This is a genomic window from Bdellovibrionota bacterium, assembly GCA_040386775.1.
In the GTDB taxonomy this organism is placed as follows: Bacteria; Bdellovibrionota; Bdellovibrionia; order Bdellovibrionales; family JAEYZS01; genus JAEYZS01.
Genome location: JAZKEU010000001.1, coordinates 79541 through 101710, shown reverse-complemented (window position 1 = coordinate 101710; position 22170 = coordinate 79541). Strand labels below are relative to the sequence as shown.

Annotated in this window: 20 protein-coding genes; 13 read left to right on the top strand and 7 right to left on the bottom strand. The window is 41.1% G+C overall.

Annotated elements, in window-relative coordinates; translation table 11 throughout:
• Nucleotides 1-28: 28 nt before the first annotated feature.
• Both tmk and V4596_00475 read left to right on the top strand, forming a co-directional pair.
• Entirely contained in the window at nt 29-670 is a 642-nt protein-coding gene (gene tmk, locus V4596_00480; protein MES2767592.1) for a dTMP kinase, read from the top strand.
• Nucleotides 670-1608, top strand: coding sequence for an AAA family ATPase (locus tag V4596_00475; GenBank protein MES2767591.1), 939 nt, complete (start codon nt 670-672; stop codon nt 1606-1608). Before tmk ends, V4596_00475 begins: the two co-directional genes overlap by 1 nt.
• Here the strand turns inward: V4596_00475 and V4596_00470 are convergent.
• Together V4596_00470 and V4596_00465 are read right to left on the bottom strand one after the other, a co-directional pair.
• On the bottom strand, nt 1605-2822 hold the full coding sequence (locus tag V4596_00470; protein MES2767590.1) for a hypothetical protein: 1218 nt from the start codon (nt 2820-2822) through the stop codon (nt 1605-1607). The genes V4596_00475 and V4596_00470 overlap by 4 nt on opposite strands.
• A 100-nt stretch (nt 2823-2922) precedes the next feature.
• Entirely contained in the window at nt 2923-4014 is a 1092-nt protein-coding gene (locus V4596_00465) for a hypothetical protein (GenBank protein MES2767589.1), read from the bottom strand.
• An 89-nt stretch (nt 4015-4103) separates the two neighbouring features.
• Here V4596_00465 and V4596_00460 point away from each other — a divergent pair, with 89 nt between their 5' ends.
• The 3 genes from V4596_00460 (at nt 4104) to V4596_00450 (ending at nt 5904) form a co-directional block, all read left to right on the top strand.
• A complete protein-coding gene (locus V4596_00460) occupies nt 4104-4874 on the top strand; it encodes a TatD family hydrolase (GenBank protein ID MES2767588.1) in 771 nt (256 codons plus the stop codon).
• A gap of 266 nt (nt 4875-5140) precedes the next feature.
• A complete protein-coding gene (locus tag V4596_00455; GenBank protein MES2767587.1) occupies nt 5141-5326 on the top strand; it encodes a hypothetical protein in 186 nt (61 codons plus the stop codon).
• Between the two features lie 215 nt (nt 5327-5541).
• Nucleotides 5542-5904, top strand: coding sequence for a hypothetical protein (locus tag V4596_00450; protein ID MES2767586.1), 363 nt, complete (start codon nt 5542-5544; stop codon nt 5902-5904).
• 90 nt (nt 5905-5994) lie between these two features.
• On the opposite strand, the gene V4596_00445 is transcribed toward V4596_00450, so the two are convergent.
• Together V4596_00445 and V4596_00440 are read right to left on the bottom strand one after the other, a co-directional pair.
• The gene (locus V4596_00445; GenBank protein MES2767585.1) at nt 5995-8136 is read right to left on the bottom strand and encodes a 3-hydroxyacyl-CoA dehydrogenase NAD-binding domain-containing protein; all 2142 of its coding nucleotides are present in this window, start codon (nt 8134-8136) and stop codon (nt 5995-5997) included.
• A gap of 2 nt (nt 8137-8138) precedes the next feature.
• Nucleotides 8139-9443, bottom strand: coding sequence for a thiolase family protein (locus V4596_00440; protein MES2767584.1), 1305 nt, complete (start codon nt 9441-9443; stop codon nt 8139-8141).
• 211 nt (nt 9444-9654) lie between these two features.
• Here V4596_00440 and V4596_00435 point away from each other — a divergent pair, with 211 nt between their 5' ends.
• The 6 genes from V4596_00435 (at nt 9655) to V4596_00410 (ending at nt 17352) form a co-directional block, all read left to right on the top strand.
• The gene (locus V4596_00435; protein MES2767583.1) at nt 9655-11943 is read left to right on the top strand and encodes an NADP-dependent malic enzyme; all 2289 of its coding nucleotides are present in this window, start codon (nt 9655-9657) and stop codon (nt 11941-11943) included.
• A gap of 53 nt (nt 11944-11996) precedes the next feature.
• Entirely contained in the window at nt 11997-13265 is a 1269-nt protein-coding gene (hflX, locus tag V4596_00430; GenBank protein MES2767582.1) for a GTPase HflX, read from the top strand.
• Nucleotides 13266-13384: 119 nt separating this feature from the next.
• Nucleotides 13385-15667 (top strand): thrombospondin type-1 domain-containing protein, encoded by a 2283-nt coding sequence (locus V4596_00425; GenBank protein ID MES2767581.1) that lies wholly within the window; start codon nt 13385-13387, stop codon nt 15665-15667.
• Nucleotides 15668-15826: 159 nt separating this feature from the next.
• Nucleotides 15827-16144 (top strand): hypothetical protein, encoded by a 318-nt coding sequence (locus V4596_00420; protein MES2767580.1) that lies wholly within the window; start codon nt 15827-15829, stop codon nt 16142-16144.
• Between the two features lie 9 nt (nt 16145-16153).
• Nucleotides 16154-16846: a hypothetical protein gene (locus tag V4596_00415; GenBank protein ID MES2767579.1), complete on the top strand. Its 693-nt coding sequence runs from the start codon at nt 16154-16156 to the stop codon at nt 16844-16846.
• A gap of 113 nt (nt 16847-16959) precedes the next feature.
• Entirely contained in the window at nt 16960-17352 is a 393-nt protein-coding gene (locus V4596_00410; GenBank protein MES2767578.1) for a hypothetical protein, read from the top strand.
• 67 nt (nt 17353-17419) lie between these two features.
• On the opposite strand, the gene V4596_00405 is transcribed toward V4596_00410, so the two are convergent.
• The 3 genes from V4596_00405 to V4596_00395 all read right to left on the bottom strand — a co-directional run bounded on the left by V4596_00405 (nt 17420) and on the right by V4596_00395 (nt 20612).
• Nucleotides 17420-17944, bottom strand: coding sequence for a hypothetical protein (locus V4596_00405; GenBank protein MES2767577.1), 525 nt, complete (start codon nt 17942-17944; stop codon nt 17420-17422).
• A 158-nt stretch (nt 17945-18102) separates the two neighbouring features.
• Nucleotides 18103-19341, bottom strand: coding sequence for a diaminopimelate decarboxylase (gene lysA, locus V4596_00400; protein ID MES2767576.1), 1239 nt, complete (start codon nt 19339-19341; stop codon nt 18103-18105).
• Nucleotides 19342-19358: 17 nt separating this feature from the next.
• The gene (locus V4596_00395) at nt 19359-20612 is read right to left on the bottom strand and encodes an aspartate kinase (protein ID MES2767575.1); all 1254 of its coding nucleotides are present in this window, start codon (nt 20610-20612) and stop codon (nt 19359-19361) included.
• A 52-nt stretch (nt 20613-20664) separates the two neighbouring features.
• Between V4596_00395 and V4596_00390 the strand changes: the two genes are divergently transcribed.
• Entirely contained in the window at nt 20665-21321 is a 657-nt protein-coding gene (locus V4596_00390; GenBank protein ID MES2767574.1) for a M14 family zinc carboxypeptidase, read from the top strand.
• A gap of 22 nt (nt 21322-21343) precedes the next feature.
• Complete coding sequence (locus tag V4596_00385) at nt 21344-22168, top strand: 2,3,4,5-tetrahydropyridine-2,6-dicarboxylate N-succinyltransferase (GenBank protein ID MES2767573.1); 825 nt, start codon at nt 21344-21346, stop codon at nt 22166-22168.
• The last annotated feature ends 2 nt before the right edge of the window (nt 22169-22170 follow it).

The following is a 22170-nucleotide window of genomic DNA, read 5'->3' as shown; positions in this document are numbered from 1 at the left end:
TAGCAAAGGTCCGTTCTATGAATTACGCATGGCTTTTATTGTATTTGAAGGATTGGATGGATCAGGAAAAACCACTTTGATGAAGAAGCTCTCTAGCCTCCTCGACCAAAGTTCAATCCCTTACATTATGACTCGCGAACCTGGCGGCACATCATTAGGTGATGAGCTTCGCGATATTATCCTTCGTAAAGAAGGCGATGCTCCCTGCCCAAGAGCAGAGCTCTTGCTTTATGAAGCCGTCAGAGCACAGCATGTTGAAAAACGCATCAAACCTGCTCTCAAGAATAATCAATGGGTATTGTGCGATCGCTACACAGCAAGCTCCATGGCTTTCCAATCCGGCGGAAGAAATATCAATGCGAAAGACGTAGAATGGCTGAATGCCTTTGCCACGGATGATTTAAAACCAGAGCTTTTTGTTTTATTGGATCTCACCGTTGAGGAAAGCGAAAAAAGACGCATTGGGCGCCAACTCGAAACACACACAGAAGCCGATAGATTAGAGTCTGAGAAAAAAGATTTTCATGAGAGAACAAGACAAGGATATATCAACGAAGCCAAAAAAGAGCCTTCAAGGTGGCTGGTGCTCGATGCCTCTAAAACACCAGACGAGCTTTTTGAAATATTAAATAAAAAAATCACCGAATTAAAACTTCTAAAGGCCCGCTGATGGCACAAATTCTAAAATCCATCATTGGACATAAAAAACAAATCGCGCAACTTCTTTCAGTTATTGAATCTCAAAGAATCTCTTCGTGCTATTTGCTTTCTGGGCCCAGCGGAATTGGAAAAAAGAAAGTGGCTTTTGCCATTGCTCAAGAAGTTCTTTGTAGCAATGGTCGTCCGGCCTGCGGAGAATGTGGTCAGTGCCTGAAAGTGGAAAAAAACGAACACGAAGAAGTCCGATACATAGAACCCGACGGCGCCCAAATTAAAATCGCTCAAGCTGAAGAAATTCATAGATTCTTAAATCTGCAAAAGACAGGGAAGCACAGATTCATTATCATTAACGATGCTCACCTTATGAATCCTCAAGCGGGAAATTCTTTACTTAAAATTTTAGAAGAACCACCGGCAAATACGACTTTCTTTTTAATCACTCACTCCGATCAAGCGGTGCTTAAGACCTTGAGATCAAGATCACAACTTCTCCACTTCTCGTCTTTAAGTTTTGAAGATATGAGAAAACAAACTGATGCTCCCGACTGGATCATTCGATCCTCTCAAGGTAGAATGGATTTACTGGAACAAACAAAAGATGCGGGGCTAGAGTTCGTAAGAACAAAGTCCTTTTCATTTTTAAGAGATGCTCTCAGTAACGACCTGAAGGCGGCAACATCTTTTAAAGAACTTATGTCTGACAAAGAGAGCGCACTAAAACTTGTGTCGCTATGGCAACAGATTTTAAGAGATATTCTTTTCTATAAAGAAGGTTTAAATCCAAGAATTCATTCTGATCAAACCGAAGTCTTCGAAGGCTTTCACGCCGTTTCTCCGGAAAAGATTCAGGATTTATTTCAAAATCTTATTCAAATGGAGCGCGATATTTACGGCAATGTGGATCGCACTCTCACTTTTGAAAATTTCATTTTGAATTTGAGAAGCTAGTTTGAGGCTTTTGCTTCCTCTACAGATTCCACTACAGATTCCTGTACAGGAATCTGTACAGATTCCTCAGAGAATATGTGACGCGATTTCTTCACATAAGTTGTAAAATCACCGGCACTGCAGCTACTATAACTTAAAACTCCTGAGCCTACTTCTGAAAGAAGCTTGCCATCTCCATCTTTACTAACAGGGTAATATACAAAAGCTTGCGGCTTATCAGCCAGTTCTAAAAGCTCTTCTCTAATTATTTTTTTCGTAGACTGTTTATTTGGACTTCCTACTCCAAGACCAATAAGCCTCTTCGCCTCAGCATCTTCTTTTGCAGCTTCTGCACTAGCAATCGCCTCAATGCTATTCTTGTCTTTTGGAGTATACATAAATATAAGTACAGAAGATTTTCCAGCTACTAGATCGTTTAGCATCTCATCAGCAAAACGAATGTCGCTCAGTTGATCTTCAGAAAAGCCAACGGCTTTAAGCGCATGCTTAACAAACACCAGCTGCCTATCCACCTCTTGATGAGCTTTACTTTTCTCAATCATTTCATCTTTGCATTTTTCATATTCTTGATCTTGCACCTGAACTTTTACTGCATTTTCTAAATGGGCACCATGAATAAAGTTCGGAAATAATAATCTTACCAGAGATTTTGTTTTTTCTTCACAGTTATTTTTAATAGCAACACTTTGCGAACAGTAAATCAGATATTTTCTCATTTCTTCTTGCTCTGACTTAGATAAGTAAACACGATTCGCATTTACGCTGCAACTTTTTAGCTTTTTTGATTCACAGATTTCATTAGAAAATTTTCTCATTTCATTATTAAATTGCCTGTTTATATTTTTCGGAACAGGTATCAAATCTCTGCTTTGGACAAATTTTACCTTTTCAGCAGAAGACTGCCTCACTTTACTGTCAAATTCATTTTCAAACATCTTAAGTGACCTTGAGTTATTTTGAACACATTCTTGGAATAGATTTAAAGCTCTACTAAGAGCTTTATCCTTTTTCAAAAATCTTTTTATCTCATCAATATGAATAGGATCTAATTTCACACTGCTCACATGAACATTCTTTGGATCAATAGCGCTTGGATAAAACGAATTGCCATCATCAATTTCCGAGCATATTTTTGCAGATTCGGCATTCGACATCGCATAAGAATTTGCTGATATAGAGAAAATTACCGCAATTGTAATTAAAAAGACTTTCATAAAAGACATCGTTTACCTACCTAAATTATGTTTATTATTCCATAATAGCTTAATTTTTAAACATGTAAATATATTAAGTCCCAATCTAGACCAACGTGTTTTAGCGCGACCCTGAAGATGAGTTATATAAGAAACTCTTTGAAGATGAACTGTTACATCTGATCTTATCTTCGTCGCGCACACTGATCCCTATTTTGGCTCGTGTCACTAAACCTGCTTTGTCATAAAGGTACATGGTCGACTTGGATTCGAAAGCTTTTATCAAACCGAACAATCTGGTCTGGTTTTTATAAAATTTAAAATCGCGATCTTTAATTTCTATTTTATTGAGTTGCGCGATTTCATTTTTTATCTCTGATAAATCTTCTGTGTTGAGTTCATAACTGACCTTCACGATGGTCTTTTTGCCCTTTAAAATCTCTTCAACTTCTCGAAATGAAAAACCATAAATATCTAGAGGTTTATAGCCTAAACTGACAAAAATACTCTTCAATTTTTCATTCTCACTTTGAATCTGCGTCTTTAATTTCTCTTGATCTGCGATTTCCTTTTGGCAATTTTTGCCTCTTATTTTTTTATATTTTTTATCTAAAAAAACATCTAAGCGACTTTGAACGATAGAAGAATAGGCAACGCTTGGCCGCAGCGATGCCAATATTTTTGCAGCATTCTTCACGCAATCTCTAGTCGATTTGACCTCGTAGCACTCATTTAAATCATTTAAACTTTTTTCTTGCTCTGAAGTGACATAAATATCTTTGATCTCGTTAAGAGAGCTTCCAAGCCCCTCTTGCATGACTTGGTACAATCCGGAATTTATACGATTTAAAGAAATTAATTTTTTATCTGTCGCAAACTCACTGAGTTCGCCTTCATAAGCCCAAATTTTTTCTACATCATTTTTTTTCTTAAAAAATTCTAAATCAACTTTATCCTGACATCGACGCAGTTGAGCAAAGTTCTTATCTTGAGACTCACCGATCTCTAAGAATTTCTTTAATGATTCCTTTTGCGAAGGACTCAATTCAACGATTTCTATTTTTGTTCGACCAGCATCATAAGCCAAGGCCGGCTCTAAATCCGGTTTATTTTTAAGCTCTTGAAAAAGGCAGGTGGTGAATTTATCCATCACACTCGCCTTTGCTTGGAGTGCACTTAAAACCATTATCGAAATCAAAAGAAATTTTGCCATAGGATAATTTTAAATCAAGAAACTCCATTTGGGAAATTTTACTCCAACCAGGTCTAGACTCTAGACCTGACTTCATATAGGATTGATTTATGGTTCAATGGATCGATACCCACACTCATTTTGGAATGCTCGAAGAAGGCGCAGAAGCTGGCTTAGAAAAAGCCAAATCACTGGGCGTGCAGAAGTTCATTAACATTGGAACTAACCCAGAAGACCATGAACAAGTTTATGATTTTGCCCAAAAACATTACCCCACGGTTTTTTGTACGTTGGGCGTTCATCCGCATGATGCAAAAATTTATACGGACGAAGTGGACAAGTATTTGAGATTAAAATCTCAAAACAAAGAAGTGATCGCCATTGGTGAGATCGGACTCGATTATTACTATTTGAATTCCACGAAGGAAGAACAAAAAGCGGCTTTCGAAAGGCAACTTCAAGTGGCAGCGGACTTGGGCTTGCCAGTAGAAATTCATACGCGTGATGCTGAAGAAGATACGATTGAAATCCTTAAAAAATACCAAGGCAAAGTTAAAGGACTTCTTCACTGCTTCACAGGTACTCAATGGCTAGCAGACGAAGCCTTAAAAATCGGATTCAATATTTCCATCAGCGGCGTGGTGACCTTTAAAAATGCTGAGGACCTAAGATCTATAGTAAAAAGTTTACCCCTTGATCGTATTCATGTCGAAACTGATGCACCATTTTTAGCACCAGTTCCACAACGCGGAAAAAAGAATACGCCCGCTTTCGTGACACACGTAGGAGAATTCGTCGCAGGTCTTAAAGGAGTAACTCCAGAGGAATTGTCGGCGCAGATTCTAAAAAACACCAAGACTCTCTTCCCTAAATTCATTTAAAAAATAACGCGCCTATTCTTGTCAGGCCAAAGCCAAGAAACATCGCATGGCTTTTCAGGTGTTCACTTAGCTTTTATGGCCTACAACTCGCTTTAAATTCTATTTTTTGAATCAATATCTAAATCTTTTGAATGAAATTTAATTTTATAATAACCATAAGGTTATGACAAGTATAATGAATATCATATTTGACTTATACCTGCCCTCTTACTAAACCTTATCACAAGGATTTTAGAGATTATTTTTGAAAACAATAAGGGGAAATCATGAAAACAATATTAGGAACAATTGCCTTAGTTTTAGCAGCAGGTACCGCAAAAGCTGAACGCATCGTTTGTGATGCTCAAGACCAATTTGGATCAAAAGTTCAAGTTGTCGTCGAAGACAAAAAAGTTACAGTGAAATCAGGATCAAATCCAGAAATGGCGTACAATAATGTAGATCACGTTTAGGATGGACATGCTTCAGGACTGATTACGGCTCCCGGATTTTCAATGAAGTACGAAAATCATTTTGGCTGCATTAAAAAAGTATTGATCGTCGCACCAGTTAAGAATTTAAACTTAGAAGTTCTAGAAATCGCAAAATGCTCTACAGAAGAGTGCCCGTAAAACAATTAAATAAAGGGATACCAGCTTTACCGTTGAAATATTTCATTGGAGAAAAAATGAAAAAAGTAACAGTGTTCATGTTTTTAATGTCTCTTGCAATCAATGCAGTCGGAAGTGAAAAAGAAAGCATTTCCTGTTTAGAAGGAAAACCAATAGATTACCAAGCAAGATTGGATATTGAAGAAACCATTACTGGTAGACTGGAAGGTCTAGGAGGATTTAATGGCGCGCTTAATGCGAGGTTTATTTGTGACGATGACATTCAAGCAGGAAAGATTTTATGTGCCGGATTGCTTGATAAGCTGACAGGCGCAGGGGATCGATTTGTTAGAATTGAAATTTCCAGAAAAAACATGATAGCAGTAATGCAAACCACCGAGCGCAGCTCTGAGCTAGAGTGCTCATCGAGTGTCCGTTAAAATCCTTAATAACTTTACAAACCAGATAAACAAAAGCCCTGACTGCTTTGAATAGTTCAGGGCTTTTTATTTCTAGAATAAATCTAAAAATCAGTTATAGAATTTTCTGTGCGTCTTAGCCATTTGCTTCAGTGGATTGGACGGTTTGAATCTCGGTCCAAACTTCACCGCAAACTCTTCCAAGGTATCAACGATCTTTTCGCTGCCCACGGAGTCTGCGTATCTCAGCAGTCCACCGCGGAACGGTGGAAAGCCCGTTCCCATGATCATGCTCATATCGACGTCTTCTGGAGTTTCCACGATCTTGTCTTCTAAATAGGCTAAAGCCGCTTCGTTGATCATCGCAAAAATACAACGATCTATAGCCACTTTTGCATCCAATTTTTTAGTCGGCATTGGGAGACCTAAATCTTTGTAAATCGTAGGATCAAGATTTAATTTGTAACCTCTGTCGTCATAGAGATAAAAACCTTTCTTATTCTTTTTCCCTAATCTTCCTGTTTCAATAATCTTCATCATGCTCTTTGAAGGAGCGGCTCTCTCGCCGAAAGCTTTGTGGAAAATTTTTGCTACCTTCACACCCACATCGATTCCCACTTCATCAATCAGATGTAACGGTCCCATAGGCATACCGAATTTTAAAAAAGCTTTATCGATATCTTCGGCAGCGTAACCTTCTTCCAAAAGATAAACCGCTTCATTCAAGTAAGGTAACAAAAGTCTATTCACCAAAAATCCTGGTCCATCTTTCATAACGACCGGAGTTTTTCCCATTTTCTTGCAAAGATCAAAAATCGTAGCCACCGCAACATCTGAAGACTTTGCCCCTCTTATCACTTCCACGAGTGGCATCTTGTGAACCGGGTTAAAGAAATGCATGCCCACAAAGTTTTCTGGTTCTTTAAGATCAGCTCCCATCTCGGTCACGCTGAGTGAAGAGGTATTGGTCGCCAAGATCACATCGGGCTTACAGTTTTCATAAGTTTCCGCTAAAACTTTTTTCTTGATGTTCATGTCTTCAACGATGGCTTCCACCACGACGTCAGTATTTTTAAAGCCATCAAAATTAGTCCCACCACTGATGCGGGCTAGTTTTTGCTCATATTCACTTGGTGTAAGCTTTCTTTTTTGCACAAGCTTTGACCAAATTTTTTGCGCCTGTTGAAATCCTAAAGCAATGGCGCTCGTGTTGATGTCTTTCATTCTCACTTCAAGACCTTTATCGGCACCCAGTTGTGCGATACCGCCACCCATGGTTCCGGCACCCAAAACTGCCATCTTCGAAATCTTCAGTGGCTTAACACTAGAATCGGAAACACCAGTTTGTTTTTTTACGGCTTCCATCATGTAAAAAAGATTGATCAAGTTCTTGCTCACATCCGTAGCTGCCACTTCACCAAAGGCTTTGGCTTCGATAGCTAATGCTTGCTTTCTGTTGCTCATGCCGTAAGTTTTCTGCACGACCTCCAAAGCTTTTACCGGAGCGGGATAATGACCTTTTGTTTGTGACAAAAGCATTTTTTTAGCTTGTGAGAAAACAATGGGTCTGCCGATTGGACTTTCTAAAAGTTTTCCCGGTAAACCTTTTGCCGAGAAAACTTTCTTTCTCTTGCGTGCGCCCTTAGCTACAATTTCTTTTGCAAACTTGATGGTGTATTCTTCGAGCATCAGCACCGGAGTCATTTCATCCACTAGTCCCAACTTCATGGCTTTTTTTGCATCTACCGCTTTACCCGCGAGAATAATATCAAGAGCTGCTTGAATGCCAATCACTCTTGGTAAACGGATACATCCACCAAAGCCCGGAAGAATTCCAAGCTTTGTCTCTGGTAGACCAATCTTTGTGGAAGGATCATCGGAAGCAATTCTGTAATCACAAGCCAGCGCCAATTCAGTACCGCCACCCATGCATGCGCCATTGATCGAAGCAATTACCGGGAACGGAAGATCTTCAAATTGATTGATGATCCCTTGCCCTTGAGAAGCTGCATCTTTTGCAGCCTCTGGAGTTTTGATATCTTTAATTTCTTCGATATCCGCACCCGCGATAAAAATTTTAGGTTTTCTTGAAATTACGATCAAACATTTTAATCCCGAACTAGAAAGTTGCTTTAGGGTCTCGCTGATCTTCATCAGCGCAACTTTTGAAAGTTTATTTACTTTCTCCCCTTCAAGATCCAGCTCCATCATCGAAATGTCGTTATCAATTTTTTTAATTCTTAGAACTTCCATGGTTAAGCCTCTCTCTCTATAATCATTGCGCCACCTTGACCACCACCAATACAAAGGGTAGCAAGACCAAATTGAACATTCTTAAGCTGCATCTCTTTCATCAGCGTCAGCACAAGTCTTGTCCCCGTAGTTCCCACAGGGTGACCCAGAGCAATCGCTCCCCCATTCACATTGAGCTTACTAGGATCAATGGTACCGACGGCTTTTGATAATCCTAATTTTTCTTGCGCGAATTTGTCCGATGCCATCGCTTTCTCACAAGCGATCACTTGTGCAGCGAAAGCTTCGTTCAGCTCTACAAGCCCGATGTCTTTTAATTCTAATCCCGCTTTTTTCAGAGCGTGTGGAGTAGCGTATGCAGGGCCCAATCCCATTCTTTCTGGTTCTAAACCTCTGAAGGAGTAAGACTTGATCGAAGCGATAGGTTTGTATCCCAGCTGTTGCGCTTTCTCTCGGCTCATCAAAAGAAGCATCGCTGCTCCATCTGTAATCGGACAAGAATTTCCCGGCGTTACCGTTCCAAATTTTCTATCAAAGAAAGGTTTTAATTTCGCAAGTTGCTCCATGCTTTGACCATCTCTTGGACCGACATCATCGGTGATCACTTTTTTGTAATCTGGACCCAAATAAAATGGCGTGATTTCTTTGGCGAAACGTCCGCTCTTTTGTGCGGCTACGGCTTTTTGGTGGGACTTCACCGCAAACTCATCTTGTTCTTTTCGAGAAATTTGAAATTCTTTAGCCAAAATTTCTGCCGTCTGCCCCATATTAATGCCAACAAATGGATCTGTTAGACCTTCGATGATAGAAATTCTTGGCTTTAAATCTTTGAGTTTAATTTTTTTTAGCGCGCCTAATTTTGCACCAATTGTTTTTGCAGCAGCAAAGGCTCCAAATTTATTTGCAAAACTTCTGGAGAAGAGAAGTGGCATATCTGACATGCTCTCGGTTCCGCCAGCGATCACGATGTCCGCAACACCTGCTTTGATTTTATCAAATCCACCCGCAATACTTTCCATCGCAGAAGCACAGTTTCTGTGAACAGTGTGCGCTGAAACTTCAAGAGGAATTCCTGCATTCAATGCAACCACTCTTGCGATATTCACAGCGTCCGAAGGACTACCCGTGTTGCCAATGATCACCTCATCCACTAACTTGGGATCAAGATTAGTCATTTGCAATAATTCTTTAAGTGCGGAACGGCCTAAATCTTTTGCATGTACATTTTTTAAAACTGTTCCAGATTTTGCAAAAGGTGTTCTCACCCCTTCTACAATGACGACATCTCTAGCGTTTGCGTTTGCCATATGGTGAACCTCATTCGTTGTGTCTTAATTTTTAAGATTTTTTAAATACCCTTAAATGATAAGCACCTGGAGAAATATTGTCACATCTTTATACCTTCACAACTTGCGTTGTGCATAGCAGAAAGTGTAGCTCTAGATACACCTAAAGAGCGCATTGACTATTCCAAGCGAGCCTCATAGTCTCAAGGCTTACATTATAGGGGAATTTTAAATGTCACGCTACACTGACTCACTAGAATATCATTCGTCTGGTAGACCCGGAAAAATCGAAGTTATTACCTCAAAACCTTGTGATACCGACCGCGACCTCTCTCTCGCCTATTCACCGGGCGTTGCTCAGCCTTGTATGGAAATTGCCAAAGATCCAAAAAAAGTTTTCGATTACACGGCAAAAGGAAATTTAGTTGCTGTGATAACAAACGGTACGGCAGTTCTTGGACTCGGTAATATTGGACCGCTTGCTGGAAAACCAGTAATGGAAGGTAAGGGCGTTCTCTTTAAAAAATTCGCTGATATCGATGTCTTCGATATCGAACTAGGATCTGAATCGGCTGAAGATGTAATCCAAGCCGTAAAAGCTATGGAACCTACCTTTGGCGGAATCAATCTTGAAGACATCAAAGCGCCTGAGTGTTTTATCATCGAAGAAGAATTAAAAAGGACCATGAAGATCCCTGTGTTCCATGACGATCAACACGGAACAGCCATCATCACAAGTGCCGCATTAATGAACGCTGTTCAAATTGCAGGCAAAAAAATTGAGAAAATCAAAGTTGTTGTGAACGGTGCCGGAGCCTCGGCTCATGCGTGTTCAAAACTTTTTGTTCATCTGGGTGTAAAAAGAGAAAACCTAATCATGTGTGACTCTAAAGGAGTGATCTACAAAGGTCGTACAGAGGGCATGAACAAATGGAAAGAAGAATTCGCTAACGACACGAAAAAAAGAAATCTCACCGAAGCACTGGATGGCGCTGACGTATTCCTAGGTTTGAGCGTTGCAAGATCCGTCACAGGTGAAATGCTCAAAAAAATGAACGATCGTCCCATCGTATTTGCTTGCGCGAACCCTGATCCAGAAATTATGCCTGACGAAGCCATTGCCGCTCGTCCAGACGTGATCATGGCAACCGGAAGATCAGATTTTCCGAATCAAGTGAATAACGTTTTAGGATTTCCATTTATTTTTAGAGGTGCTCTTGATGTGAGAGCGACTTCTATCAACGAAGAGATGAAGCTTGCGGCAGTTCATGCGATCGCAAAACTCGCGCGAGAAGAGGTTCCGGAAAGTGTTTCTAGAGCTTATGGCGGGAAACAATTTAAATTCGGTCCCGAATACTTTATTCCAAAACCTTTTGATCCTCGCGTTCTTCTCTGGGTCGCTCCAGCGGTTGCAAAAGCAGCGATGGAGTCAGGTGTAGCACAACTTCCAATTCAAGATTTTGAAAAGTATCATGATAAACTCGAAGCTCTTCAAGGCGCTGCAAAAAGTTTTATCAGAACTGCCATCAACAAAGTTAAAACTGCGGCAAAAAAATCTCAATCCGACCTTCCAAAAATTGGATTCACAGAAGCTCACTCAGAAAAAGTACTAAAAGCTTGCAACATTATCTTGGAAGAAGGGATCGCAAGACCCGTGCTTTATGGATATCCTGACGTGGTAAAAAAGAAAATCGCAAGCCTTGGCTTAACTCAACTTGCAGATGTTGAAATTCACAGACCGAGCCAGCACCCTAATCTCAATCTTTATTCACAAACTCTTTACGAAATGAGAAAAAGAAAAGGTGTTAACCTTCCAGAAGCCATGAGACTCATGGCAGATCCGAATTACTTTGGAACAATGGCTGTTCACCTTGGGGATCTCGATGCGGTGATCAACGGCGCTACACAGAACTACGCAACGTCAGTAAAACCAATCTTAGAGATCATTGGAAAAACAAAAGCCGGAGTGGCTTCTGGCCTGATCATCGTTGTTCTAAAAGACAAAGTATTGTTCTTCTCAGATTGTACATTGAACGTAAATCCCACGGCAGAAGAGTTGGCATCGATTGCAATCGATGCGGCGGAGATTGCTCAGTACTTTGAAATCGAACCAAGAATTGCAATGCTCAGTTATTCAAACTTCACCGCAAAGCACGAATCTCCACAAAAAATGAAAAGAGCAGCAGAAATCGTAAAAGACAGATTCCCTCACCTTGCAGTGGATGGGGAAATGCAAGCGGACACAGCTGTTGATCCGAGCATAATCCTAGAACAATTCAATTTCTCTGAACTCAAAAAAGGTGCAAACATTCTTATGTTCCCAGATTTGAGCTCCGGCAACATTGCCTATAAACTGCTCCAACGTCTAGGTGGTGCTGAAATTTTAGGCCCATTCCTCTTGGGTTTAAGAAAGCCTGCACATACTTTACAGCGTTCTTGCAGCGTTAATGATATCGTGAATACTGTAGCGTTAACCGCGCTCCAGACTCAAGTGATCAAAGAGATGAAAGCTCGTAAATAGTACTCACAACAGTGAGTACTGAAATCAGAGATGAAAGCTAGGAAGTAGGAGATATAGAACTGAGAAAAAATCGCGAGAAAGCAATTTTAGTAGGATTAGGACTTAAAACCGAAAACTTTTTTGATATCAAAGAAAGCTTAGGTGAACTTGCAGAATTGGCCGAGGCCGCCGGCGCCGAAGTCGTCGCCACTCTCACTCAGACATTACCCAAATACAATCCGGGAACACTCATTGGTTCCGGAAAAGTCGAAGAACTCCAACAGTTAGCCAAAGATACTAAAGCAGAACTTGTCATTATTGATCACCAACTTTCTGGCGTACAAGCGAGAAACTTAGAGAAAGTCATCGGTGTTCCAATCGTTGATCGCACGCAACTTATCTTAGATATTTTCGCTCAACGCGCACAAAGCCATGAAGGTAAACTCCAGGTCGAACTTGCCCAACTTCTTGATCAATATTCAAGACAGGTCGGTGCATGGCACGGATCTCTTTCGCGCCAAGGTGGTGGTATCGGAACTGTCGGTCCGGGGGAAAAAGCGATTGAATTGGATCGTCGTCATATCAAAGACAAAATCACCATGATCAAAAAGAAACTCGAAGTTGTCGAACTTGCCCGTAAAACCAGAAGAAGCAAAAGAGAATCCAGTAACGTTCCAAGCTTTGCGCTAATCGGTTACACCAACGCCGGCAAAAGCACTCTAATGAATGCAATGACTGGCGCAAATGTGGTGACCATGGACCAAGTCTTTGCCACTCTTGACCCTACCACCAGAAAATTAGAAATCGATCCTTACGGCGCCGTCCTCACTGACACCGTGGGATTTATAAATAAACTTCCGACAAAACTCATCGAAGCTTTTAAAGCCACTCTCGAGGAATCTGCAAGTGCCGATGTGTTGATCCATGTGATTGACCTCTCTCACCGCCAATGGAAACAGCAGATGGAAACGGTGAATGACATTATCAAAGATTTAAAGTGGGATAACAAAACCATCATTCATGCATTCAATAAAATTGACAAAGCTCCTCTGGAAAAAAAATTCCAAATCAAAGATGTTCCTCACCGTGTTTTTATTTCGGCAATTAAAGGTACAGGTCTCGATCAACTCAAAGCAGAGATGATTAAGACCATCGATTCTAGAGAATACACGACCGAACTTTTTATTCCTTTAGCTGATAAACAGCTTCTTTTTGAACTCTCAAGAGATGGGATTATTAAGCACCAAGAAATGAGCTCTCATGGATATATCTGCCACGTGAGAATGACGGCAGCCATGATTGCAAAATGGCAAAAATTTTCTACTAGCAACGTTGCTCATTGAGCATAGCCAGACCAAAGCCTTGATCCCTGCTCGTTCCATTCTAAAGTCCATCAACAGTTTTAACCATAACCCGATAAAGAGTTGTATAATTTAAAGAGTATATAACCTCGGGGACCATAATGAAAAAATCATCTTTTAGATTCAACTTCTTGTTTATGTTTGTGATAACGACGGTGTCACTCGGTTTGCTTTCATGTACAAAAAATAAAAGCCAAGAATTTGCAAACGAAGGCCCTACCGACGTCTCACCTTCTTGCGGCGCTATCGATATGTCTCCACCAAATAATCTTTACCCCAACAAGACAGTGAACTTTGAAATCATCCCTCCAACAGGAATCACTTTAAACAATATCCAATGGAATTTTTTAAAAGGCAGCACCAACATTCTTTCGACAACGACAACCACCGTGTCCCATATGTTCAATGGAGCTAACGAAGGTTCTGGAAGCTATGTTGCAAAGGCCACTTTCCAAAAATCTGATGGAAACTCTTGCGCTCTAGAAAAAGCATTTCAAATTTTAGCCCATGACATTTGTGTCAATCCAACTGGGATCAGTGGACCGACTATTGGATACGTGAACGAAGAAACTTCTCCTTTCTCAATCAACGCTGAACCTTGCTTCCAAGGTCAAATTCTTTGGGATATGAATAACGACGGTGTTAATGAGTACACTCTTGCTCCAGATGCTTTTACCTCGCACACTTACACGCAAACTGGAACTTACACTGTTAAGGCAATTGCTATAAATTTTGAACAAGATGAACAGCCTGCGTTCTTTCACACGATTGATATTAGAAATAAATCCTGTATCAATCCATTCACTAACGCTGTCGTCGCTCATGGTGAAACTGTAGAGTTCGCAAAACAATCAGCCCAATGCGGAGGAAAACCTTGCGATACAACTCTCAGAGCTTGTATCAACGGAGTTTTTGAAACTGGTGGAAATGCAGGAACCTTTACTCAAAATCCTGCCACTTGCCAAGTATCACCTTCTTGCCCAGCAACTTACTCTTGGGAAGCCAGTCAATTTGGAGCTTGCACAGGTCCTTGCGAATCCTCTGCAGGTACAAGACCCATCACAAATTACATTTGTAAAAAGACCGTCGAGGGAAATACAACAACGGCTCCAGATGCTGAGTGTGTTACCGGCGTTGGCGCTAAACCAACTGGCCAAACTCAAAACTGTACCGTTCCACCAGAAAATCAAACTTTAAACTGTTTGTCTTGCGGATCTACCCCTCATGGAGGATCAATCACTCAGTGGGCTAAAAATCCAAGATGTGGAGTCGCGTGTAATTCTCAGTCGAGAATTTGTAACAATGGAGTCATCCCTTCGTTTGATCCAGGCTATGCATATCCATCTCAACAAATGTGCCCAATTACAGAATGCCCGCCAGAGTACACTTACACTTGGTATGTTGGAGATTACGGCGCATGCAGCGCAATAGCGTGTGGAACTGAAGGAACTCAAACTAGAAGAGTAACGTGCATAAGAAATGACGGTGCTGCAGTTGAAGAAGCGCTATGCACGACTCCAAAACCTTCAACAACCAAAACTTGCTTTGCAGAAGAGTGTAGTTCTTCTGATCTCAAAGGAAGTTCATGTCATGCCTTTGCAGGAACCATGATCACGTGGAGTGATCCTTCGACTGGAAAAGTTTGCATTGGAAATTTATTTGGAAATCTCATGGTCGGAGAAACTCTGCAAGTGGGCGGAACTCAATACGACAATCCAAACATTACTCCTTGGGATAAGGCTTCTCGCAAAGGATCTGCAAAAGTGATCTGTAACCCTAAGCCCGATACGTTGGGAATGTTACCGTTCAAGGTTGAATCTGGTACTTGCAAAGAAAAAGAAGAACCAAATCTCATAAAGACTCCTCTTATCAACCAAGAGGCTTCAAAAGATTGTAAAGGAAGCCCCGTAACTCAGCAGGCTTTCGGAACTGGCCAGTGCGCGGTTTACAGACAGGGTAGTTCCGGAGATATGCCATTAAAAGGAACTTTCTTGTATAGCGGTGGAAGGAAGTACGTTGCCATGGGTGAATTCACTGATGGATTTGAACACGTATTCTCTCATGGAAAAGGAAAAATATTTACTTCGAGCGCAATGAATATCACCTACAATGGCGAAACCAAAGACCTTACAACTTCTTGCGGTGATATGGATGCGGATGCTCCTAAAAATTCAACTTGCTCAAACACGGCAACGGCAACTATCGGTGGCGTGACCTTCACTATGGGTGTCGGCGCTAAGAATACGGTGGATCCAAAAGGATATGTTCCGGAATACCTCGGAAGCTTTAAAAATACGAATAAAACCGAAGTTTGGACTCAAAAAACCTGCGCCGTGGTCACGGTGTCGACTTCTCTTGGTTATCTACCGCCGCCTTGCCCATGATCGGTAAGGCCGCGTAACCAGGTCGCAGGATTGCGTCAATAAACTCAAAGTTTCTTAAAAATTTAGAAAAATTTTAGGAAAGGCTTTGAGTTTTTTTATTTTCGCTGGATAGAATTAATCAAACAACATAGAATCAGATCTAACAACAAGGAGAGACCCATGAAGGTATTGAGTATTTTATTAGGCGTTTGTTTTATTTTTTCTGTTTCACAGAAATCTTTCGCTTGCCCATGTCAAGAAGGCAAAAATGCAGGTAAAGCACCGGCTTCAACAACTGTAGCTGACGCTAAGGATGCGGTTAAAGATGCAAACGCAGCTGATCCAAAAGCAGAGAAGGCATGCGCATGTGAAGCCTCTGGAAAAGAATGCAAATGCAAAGACTGCGGTTGCGGTAAACATAAAAAAAATGACAAAGCTCACAAGCACAAAAAAGGCGACAAAGACTGCGACTGTGAAGACAAGAAAACAGAAGCATAAGGATTCACTGTGGACTTAATGAAGAGCGAGCTATTTTATAAATTGAAGAATATGATGAATCCTGAACATAAAAAGAAGGATTTTTCTTTTTATGTTCATAAGATCAAAAAAATAGCTCCTCTTTCTTTCGCGCTTCTCGGGGAAGAGTTTTTCGCCAGCGTGCTGCCTCAATACTTCGCCGAAGTTGTAATCAATGAAGAAAATTTAACAGAAAATATTTTCTATTTTCCACTTTTCGTCAGAAAATACCAAACAAAATTCGATATCCAAGATTACGTCGTGGAATTGATTGATTATGAATTTACAAAATTCCAAATCGAAATCGATCCCACTCCTCTTCACCTCGCACTTTACAATCAAACCACTTCAAACGTATATATGAATCCACTGGCGCAAGCGATTCGCCATGAGTACGACATTCATGAATATGTTTTGAATTTTCAAAAAAAGCTCAGCAAGCCTCTGCTTCCTAAAAAGAATCCAACCTTACTGTTGGCATCTAAAAACCCAGAGACAAATCAGGTTATTTTCTTTAAAGGGAATATTCATCACGCTGCAATTATAGACGAATTGCACGATGGTAAAATCAGCAAAAAGAATTTACTTCAGACTTTACAAACCAAGTATGCAACAACCGCCCAAAGTGTCTGGGTGATCGCCCTAAACGAACTCAAGGCTAATTTCTTTATCTTAGAGTCTTAGGTAAGACGGCCTCAGGGCTTTCTATTCAGCGTTTATTTGAAAATATCTTGATCGTAAAACCAGTGGTTTTATTAAACTTGATGCCGAAGTTTTTCTAATGCTAGACTTGCTGAATGAAAAAAATATTAATCATATTTCTTGTTGTCGTAATCCTAGGTAGTTCAGGATGGTATTGGTATGAATTCATTTTTTCATTTAAAGAATTTGAACGCCTTGGTGAAATTCAATTTCCTAAAGGAACCCGTGTACTCGAATGGCATAACGATGGATTGAGAACACAAGGCAAATTTAAAATACCGAAAAATGAGGTAAGAGGATTTGTAGCTGCATACAAACTTACTGATGGCGGATATGTTGGATCAGAGTTTATGATTGCGGGTAGTTGTATTCACCATGGTAGCAACTCAGTTCAAATGCGCCTTTCAAAAGATTCGCACATCTTAGAAGTTGAAATCCTCTCACCAGGTATTACTGATGGTGATATTAAAATTTGCTCACCTGACTAACGATTTTGAGCCTACAAATAGCTTAAAACTTACAAGACTTCTTGATTGCGCCACATTAAGCACAATATCACTTACAAGGTGAGCTCATAGGTCCGCTAAAGAAAGATCCCATGTCTCTTCCTTTTTCGTCTTTGGCTTCAATGACAGCTTTCAAACCGTCATCGTCTTCTTCGCTACCAAAAGTGTAAGCTTTCGCTGAGCGAGCTCTCTCAAGATCAAGTCCTACAGAAGAAAAAGCTTTCGTCTCTGGATTCTTGGCCAAATTCATTGTATGAATAATCAATTTTTCTACAGAATTGTAATCCTCAGTATCAAATTCAACGGACTCTAGAGCATCATCTGACAAACCAGCTCTGACCCCACCTTCTGTTATGGAGGCATTGGCTTTTGCTGATACTGAGTGTCCTTCAATAGTTTGTTTAACATTTACTGAGAGAACACCATTGTTAGACATGATATTGATGAGTATGTTCATAGTTCCTAAATCATTTACTCTGACATCCGTATCGCAAGTTTTGAGAATTGTTTCTATCGCCATGACATTTGTCATCGCTAATGAAGAAACCAACGCAATAATTAAAATCTTAAACATAAGACTCCTTTAAAGGAGGAGAATATCACAGATAGCTCCCCCACCGCGCCTGTCAGGATTCTGCGCAGTCTTTTTTACAAAGACACTCACTCAAGAGGGGCTATATTCGCTTTAAAGTTTTAGGACTCTTCTAATTCGAATCAATAAGAAGACTTAAATTAAAACAGATTCTTCGGCAACGAAGGCTTCTTAAGAACCTTCACTTGTTTTTTTGAAATCACGATCTCTAGTGGGAGCCTGTGATGGTTGTAGAACGAGGCCATCGAATAACCATAAGCTCCCGCATCCAACACCGCTAGAATATCGCCTTGTTCAAGCTTTGGAAGATATCTGTCTTTGCCAAAAAAATCCGAGGATTCACAGATTGGTCCTACAATGTCGTAGAGCTCGGAGTTTCCATTGTCTGCCTCTTCGGGCTCTCGGTAATCCACGGGAAATATTCTGTGCACGGCTCCATACAGAGAAGGTCTCAGCAAATGATTCATCCCAGAATTTACGATGGCAAAGTTTTTGAATGGAGTTTTTTTGATGTATTGAATCTCGGTTAGCAAAACCGCAAACGGTGCCACGAGCACTCTCCCCGGCTCCGTGATGATTCTGCAATTGAGTGGTCTTAAAAGTTCTAAAACCATTTTACCGTAAGCTTTAAGATCAATTGAATCTTTGCCATCGTAAGGAATTCCTACGCCGCCACCGATATCAAACGTTTCTAATGGATAGCCCGAATTTTTAAAATCCAAGTAAATAGGAATGGTTTTCTGAATAGCTTCTTTGAGCGAATTCAATTCTAAGATTTGCGAACCGATATGAAGAGTCAAACCTTTGAGCTCTACATATTTTTTGTATTTTGTAAGAATCCCTCTAAGTTCTGGCAAAAAAGATGTATCCATGCCGAACTTGTTCTCACGAAATCCAGTCGTGATGTACGGATGAGTTCCGGGATTCACATTGGGATTCATTCTGAAGGCCACAGGAACTTTCTTTTTTAATTTTTTAGCGATTTCACCAATACGGATAAGTTCTTGCGGTGATTCCACATTGATCTGCTTGATTTGATATTTGATTGCCTTGGTTAATTCTTCTTCAGACTTTGCAACGCCGGAAAAAATAATGTCTTTGTGACTGAAACCTGCATCCACCGCACTCTGAGCTTCGCCCCAAGAAACGGTGTCCACACCGATCTTTTCTTTTTTGAAAGCTTTTAGAATTTCTGGATTGGCGTTGGCTTTGGTGGCGTAATGAATTTCGGCCTTTCCATTGAAGGCTTCTTGCAGCTCACGAACTCTTCCGACCATGCCATCAATGTCGTAGACGTAAGCTGGTGATCTATGCTTCTTAGCAATTGAGGTTAAAGACACTCCACCTAAATAAAGACCGTTTTCTCGAAATTCCAACATGATTTATTCTTTCAGCTTCATGGGGTGGCATCAAGCCCGAATGCAGTGTGAAGAGCTTTTGCAGCAACTTCGAGGTCTTTTCTGTCCACGATTGCACTGACCTTGATCTCTGATGTTGTTACCAAATGGATAGAAATATTATGTTTCGCTAATACTTCGAAGAATTTTGCTGCGACCCCAGGATGATTTCTCATTCCGACACCTACGATGCTGACTTTAGAAACATCGTCCATTACTGAGCAATCCACTTTAGAGGATAAACCGGCAGAGGATAAGCCGGCCGAAAATTTCTTTTCCACGATTTGGCGAGTTGGGAAAATATCATCCACCGGCACCGAGAAGGCCAATTGTTGGCCTTGGCTTAACTCGGATTGAGAAATCACATCCACCACGATTCCCTTTTCCGAAAGCGCCGTAAATAAATCGGCCAATACATTGGCGCCACCGGGAAGAGGGGCCAATTTAAAAATCGCCGTATTTGTATCATGCGTGACGGAAGTCACGACCGGGCTTTCCATGTCAAAGTCTGTCTCATTCATAATCCACGTTCCTTCTGTTAATTCAAATGTCGATCTCACATGAAGCTTCACCTGAAACTTTGCCGCGATCTCTACACTTCTAATATGTAAAACTTTAGAGCCCAATGAGGCCATCTCTACCATTTCTTCAAAACACAATTTATCAATCTTGTGAGCTTTAGGGACAATCCTCGGATCTGCGGTGAAAACTCCCGGCACATCCGTATAGATCTCACATTCGGAAGCTTTCAAGGCCACCGCCAACGCGACCGCAGAAGTGTCTGATCCTCCTCGCCCCAAAGTTGTGATGTTATCAAATTCATCAACTCCTTGGAATCCCGCCACCACCGGAATGATTCCATTCTGAATGTCTTTCATGATCATGTCTGTATTGATTTCTTTGATTCTAGCGCGCGAATACATCGAGTCCGTCTTGATACCCAATTGATAAGCCAAATAAGGTTTTGCCTTTAGACCTTTTTTCTCTAAAGCCATTGTTAGCAGAGCAATAGAAACCTGCTCCCCTGAGGCCACTAGCATATCGTAGGCTGGCCCACGATAACCCATATGCGTTCTATTTGCCAAATCCACAAGGCGATTTGTCTCGCCGGACATCGCACTAGCCACAATCACCGTCGGCCGGGGATCCTTTTTAGAATCGTTCAAAATTCGCTCTGCCACAGAGTCAATTCTCTCGACTGAACCGACTGACGTTCCACCAAATTTTTTGACACAAATTTCAGTTTTGCCCATACCACCACTTTCTGATACTAATAGGTACCTATTTACCACAAGAGGATTTTAGATGAAAAGCATTGTTTTTGGTCATACATCATCGGGGCTCCCGATTCCTGCATTTCAATGGGACATGCCCTACCCTCATGTGATGATTATTGGTGGAGTTCATGGGGATGAAGTCGAAGGTGTGCAAGCGGCTTATGGTCTTTTTGAACAATTTCAGAAATCCTACACTTACAAACTCAAGCTCACCTTGATTCCGACCTTAAATTTGGATGGGGTTTTAGCAAAAACAAGGCAGAATAAGCGTGGCGTAGACCTCAACCGCAACCTCCCTACGCAGGATTGGACATCGGACGTTTTAAATCCTAGATATTACCCGGGTCCTCAAGCCAATTCCGAAGTGGAAAATAAAGCACTCACGCAATTTATTGAAAAAGAAAAGCCAAGAATAATTTACAGCTTACATTCTTGGCACCCACTTTTAAATATCAACGGAAAGTGCAGAAAAGAAGCCGAAGCAATTAAAAATATGACAGGCTATGTAATTCAAGAAGACATCGGGTACCCCACTCCGGGCTGCTTAGGAACTTACGCGGGATTGGAAAGAGATATTCCTACCCTGACTTACGAAATTCAGCGCGGGCTGGCTTGCGAAGAAATTTTAAAGGTTCACGTGCCCGCAATTTTGGAAGCCTTAAAAGTAACAGAGAGAATGGTTTAGTCTTTTGACTGAGGAAATATATATGAACGAAAAAATTATCCACGATGCCTTTGAGGGAAAACTAGATTTAACTTCTAAAGAAGTTTTGAGTGCCATTGACTCTACAATCTCTGCTCTTGATAAAGGCCAAATCCGTGTTTGCGAAAAAATATCTTTAGACAATGGCCAAACTGAGTGGAAAACAAACACTTGGGTTAAGGAAGCGATTCTACTTTACTTCCGTACACAGAAAATGAGCGAGATGGAATCTGGAATTTTTAAATTTGTAGATAAAATTCCCCTCAAGAATTTTACTTTAGAGCAAGGTGTGAGAGTCGTCCCCCATGCGCTTGTACGCAGAGGTGCGTTTGTCAATAAAGGCGCCATCCTGATGCCTTCTTATGTAAATATTGGAGCTTACGTGGATGAGGGCACCATGGTCGACACCTGGGCCACCGTAGGATCATGCGCGCAGATTGGAAAGAACGTTCACCTTTCTGGTGGCGTAGGAATCGGCGGCGTGCTCGAGCCTCTGCAAGCTTCACCTGTCATCATTGAGGACAACGTTTTCGTAGGCAGCAGATGTATCGTAGTCGAAGGTGTACACGTCGAAGAAGGCGCCGTGCTCGGCGCTGGCGTTACGATTACGGCATCGACAAAAATCATTGATGTGACAACCAAAGAAGCGACTGTCTATAAAGGTCGCGTTCCTAGAAATTCTGTAGTTATCCCTGGAACTCAACCTAAGGAATTTGCAGCAGGCACTTTCCAAGTTCCGTGTGCCCTCATCATCGGAAAAAGAACTGAGAGCACGGACAAGAAAACGTCTTTAACTTCTGCGCTCAGAGATTACGACGTTTCAGTCTGATT

What these genes read in the sequence shown, in the direction of transcription:
- V4596_00465 (MES2767589.1), bottom strand. Translation starts at nt 4,014, where the DNA reads ATGGCAAAATTTCTTTTGATTTCGATAATGGTTTTAAGTGCACTCCAA.
- V4596_00395 (MES2767575.1), bottom strand. Translation starts at nt 20,612, where the DNA reads ATGGGCAAAACTGAAATTTGTGTCAAAAAATTTGGTGGAACGTCAGTC.
- V4596_00470 (MES2767590.1), bottom strand. Translation starts at nt 2,822, where the DNA reads ATGAAAGTCTTTTTAATTACAATTGCGGTAATTTTCTCTATATCAGCA.
- V4596_00435 (MES2767583.1), top strand. Translation starts at nt 9,655, where the DNA reads ATGTCACGCTACACTGACTCACTAGAATATCATTCGTCTGGTAGACCC.
- V4596_00390 (MES2767574.1), top strand. Translation starts at nt 20,665, where the DNA reads ATGAAAAGCATTGTTTTTGGTCATACATCATCGGGGCTCCCGATTCCT.
- V4596_00385 (MES2767573.1), top strand. Translation starts at nt 21,344, where the DNA reads ATGAACGAAAAAATTATCCACGATGCCTTTGAGGGAAAACTAGATTTA.
- V4596_00460 (MES2767588.1), top strand. Translation starts at nt 4,104, where the DNA reads ATGGTTCAATGGATCGATACCCACACTCATTTTGGAATGCTCGAAGAA.
- V4596_00445 (MES2767585.1), bottom strand. Translation starts at nt 8,136, where the DNA reads ATGGAAGTTCTAAGAATTAAAAAAATTGATAACGACATTTCGATGATG.
- V4596_00420 (MES2767580.1), top strand. Translation starts at nt 15,827, where the DNA reads ATGAAGGTATTGAGTATTTTATTAGGCGTTTGTTTTATTTTTTCTGTT.
- lysA (MES2767576.1), bottom strand. Translation starts at nt 19,341, where the DNA reads ATGTTGGAATTTCGAGAAAACGGTCTTTATTTAGGTGGAGTGTCTTTA.
- tmk (MES2767592.1), top strand. Translation starts at nt 29, where the DNA reads ATGGCTTTTATTGTATTTGAAGGATTGGATGGATCAGGAAAAACCACT.
- V4596_00425 (MES2767581.1), top strand. Translation starts at nt 13,385, where the DNA reads ATGAAAAAATCATCTTTTAGATTCAACTTCTTGTTTATGTTTGTGATA.
- V4596_00450 (MES2767586.1), top strand. Translation starts at nt 5,542, where the DNA reads ATGAAAAAAGTAACAGTGTTCATGTTTTTAATGTCTCTTGCAATCAAT.
- V4596_00410 (MES2767578.1), top strand. Translation starts at nt 16,960, where the DNA reads ATGAAAAAAATATTAATCATATTTCTTGTTGTCGTAATCCTAGGTAGT.
- V4596_00440 (MES2767584.1), bottom strand. Translation starts at nt 9,443, where the DNA reads ATGGCAAACGCAAACGCTAGAGATGTCGTCATTGTAGAAGGGGTGAGA.
- V4596_00405 (MES2767577.1), bottom strand. Translation starts at nt 17,944, where the DNA reads ATGTTTAAGATTTTAATTATTGCGTTGGTTTCTTCATTAGCGATGACA.
- V4596_00475 (MES2767591.1), top strand. Translation starts at nt 670, where the DNA reads ATGGCACAAATTCTAAAATCCATCATTGGACATAAAAAACAAATCGCG.
- V4596_00455 (MES2767587.1), top strand. Translation starts at nt 5,141, where the DNA reads ATGAAAACAATATTAGGAACAATTGCCTTAGTTTTAGCAGCAGGTACC.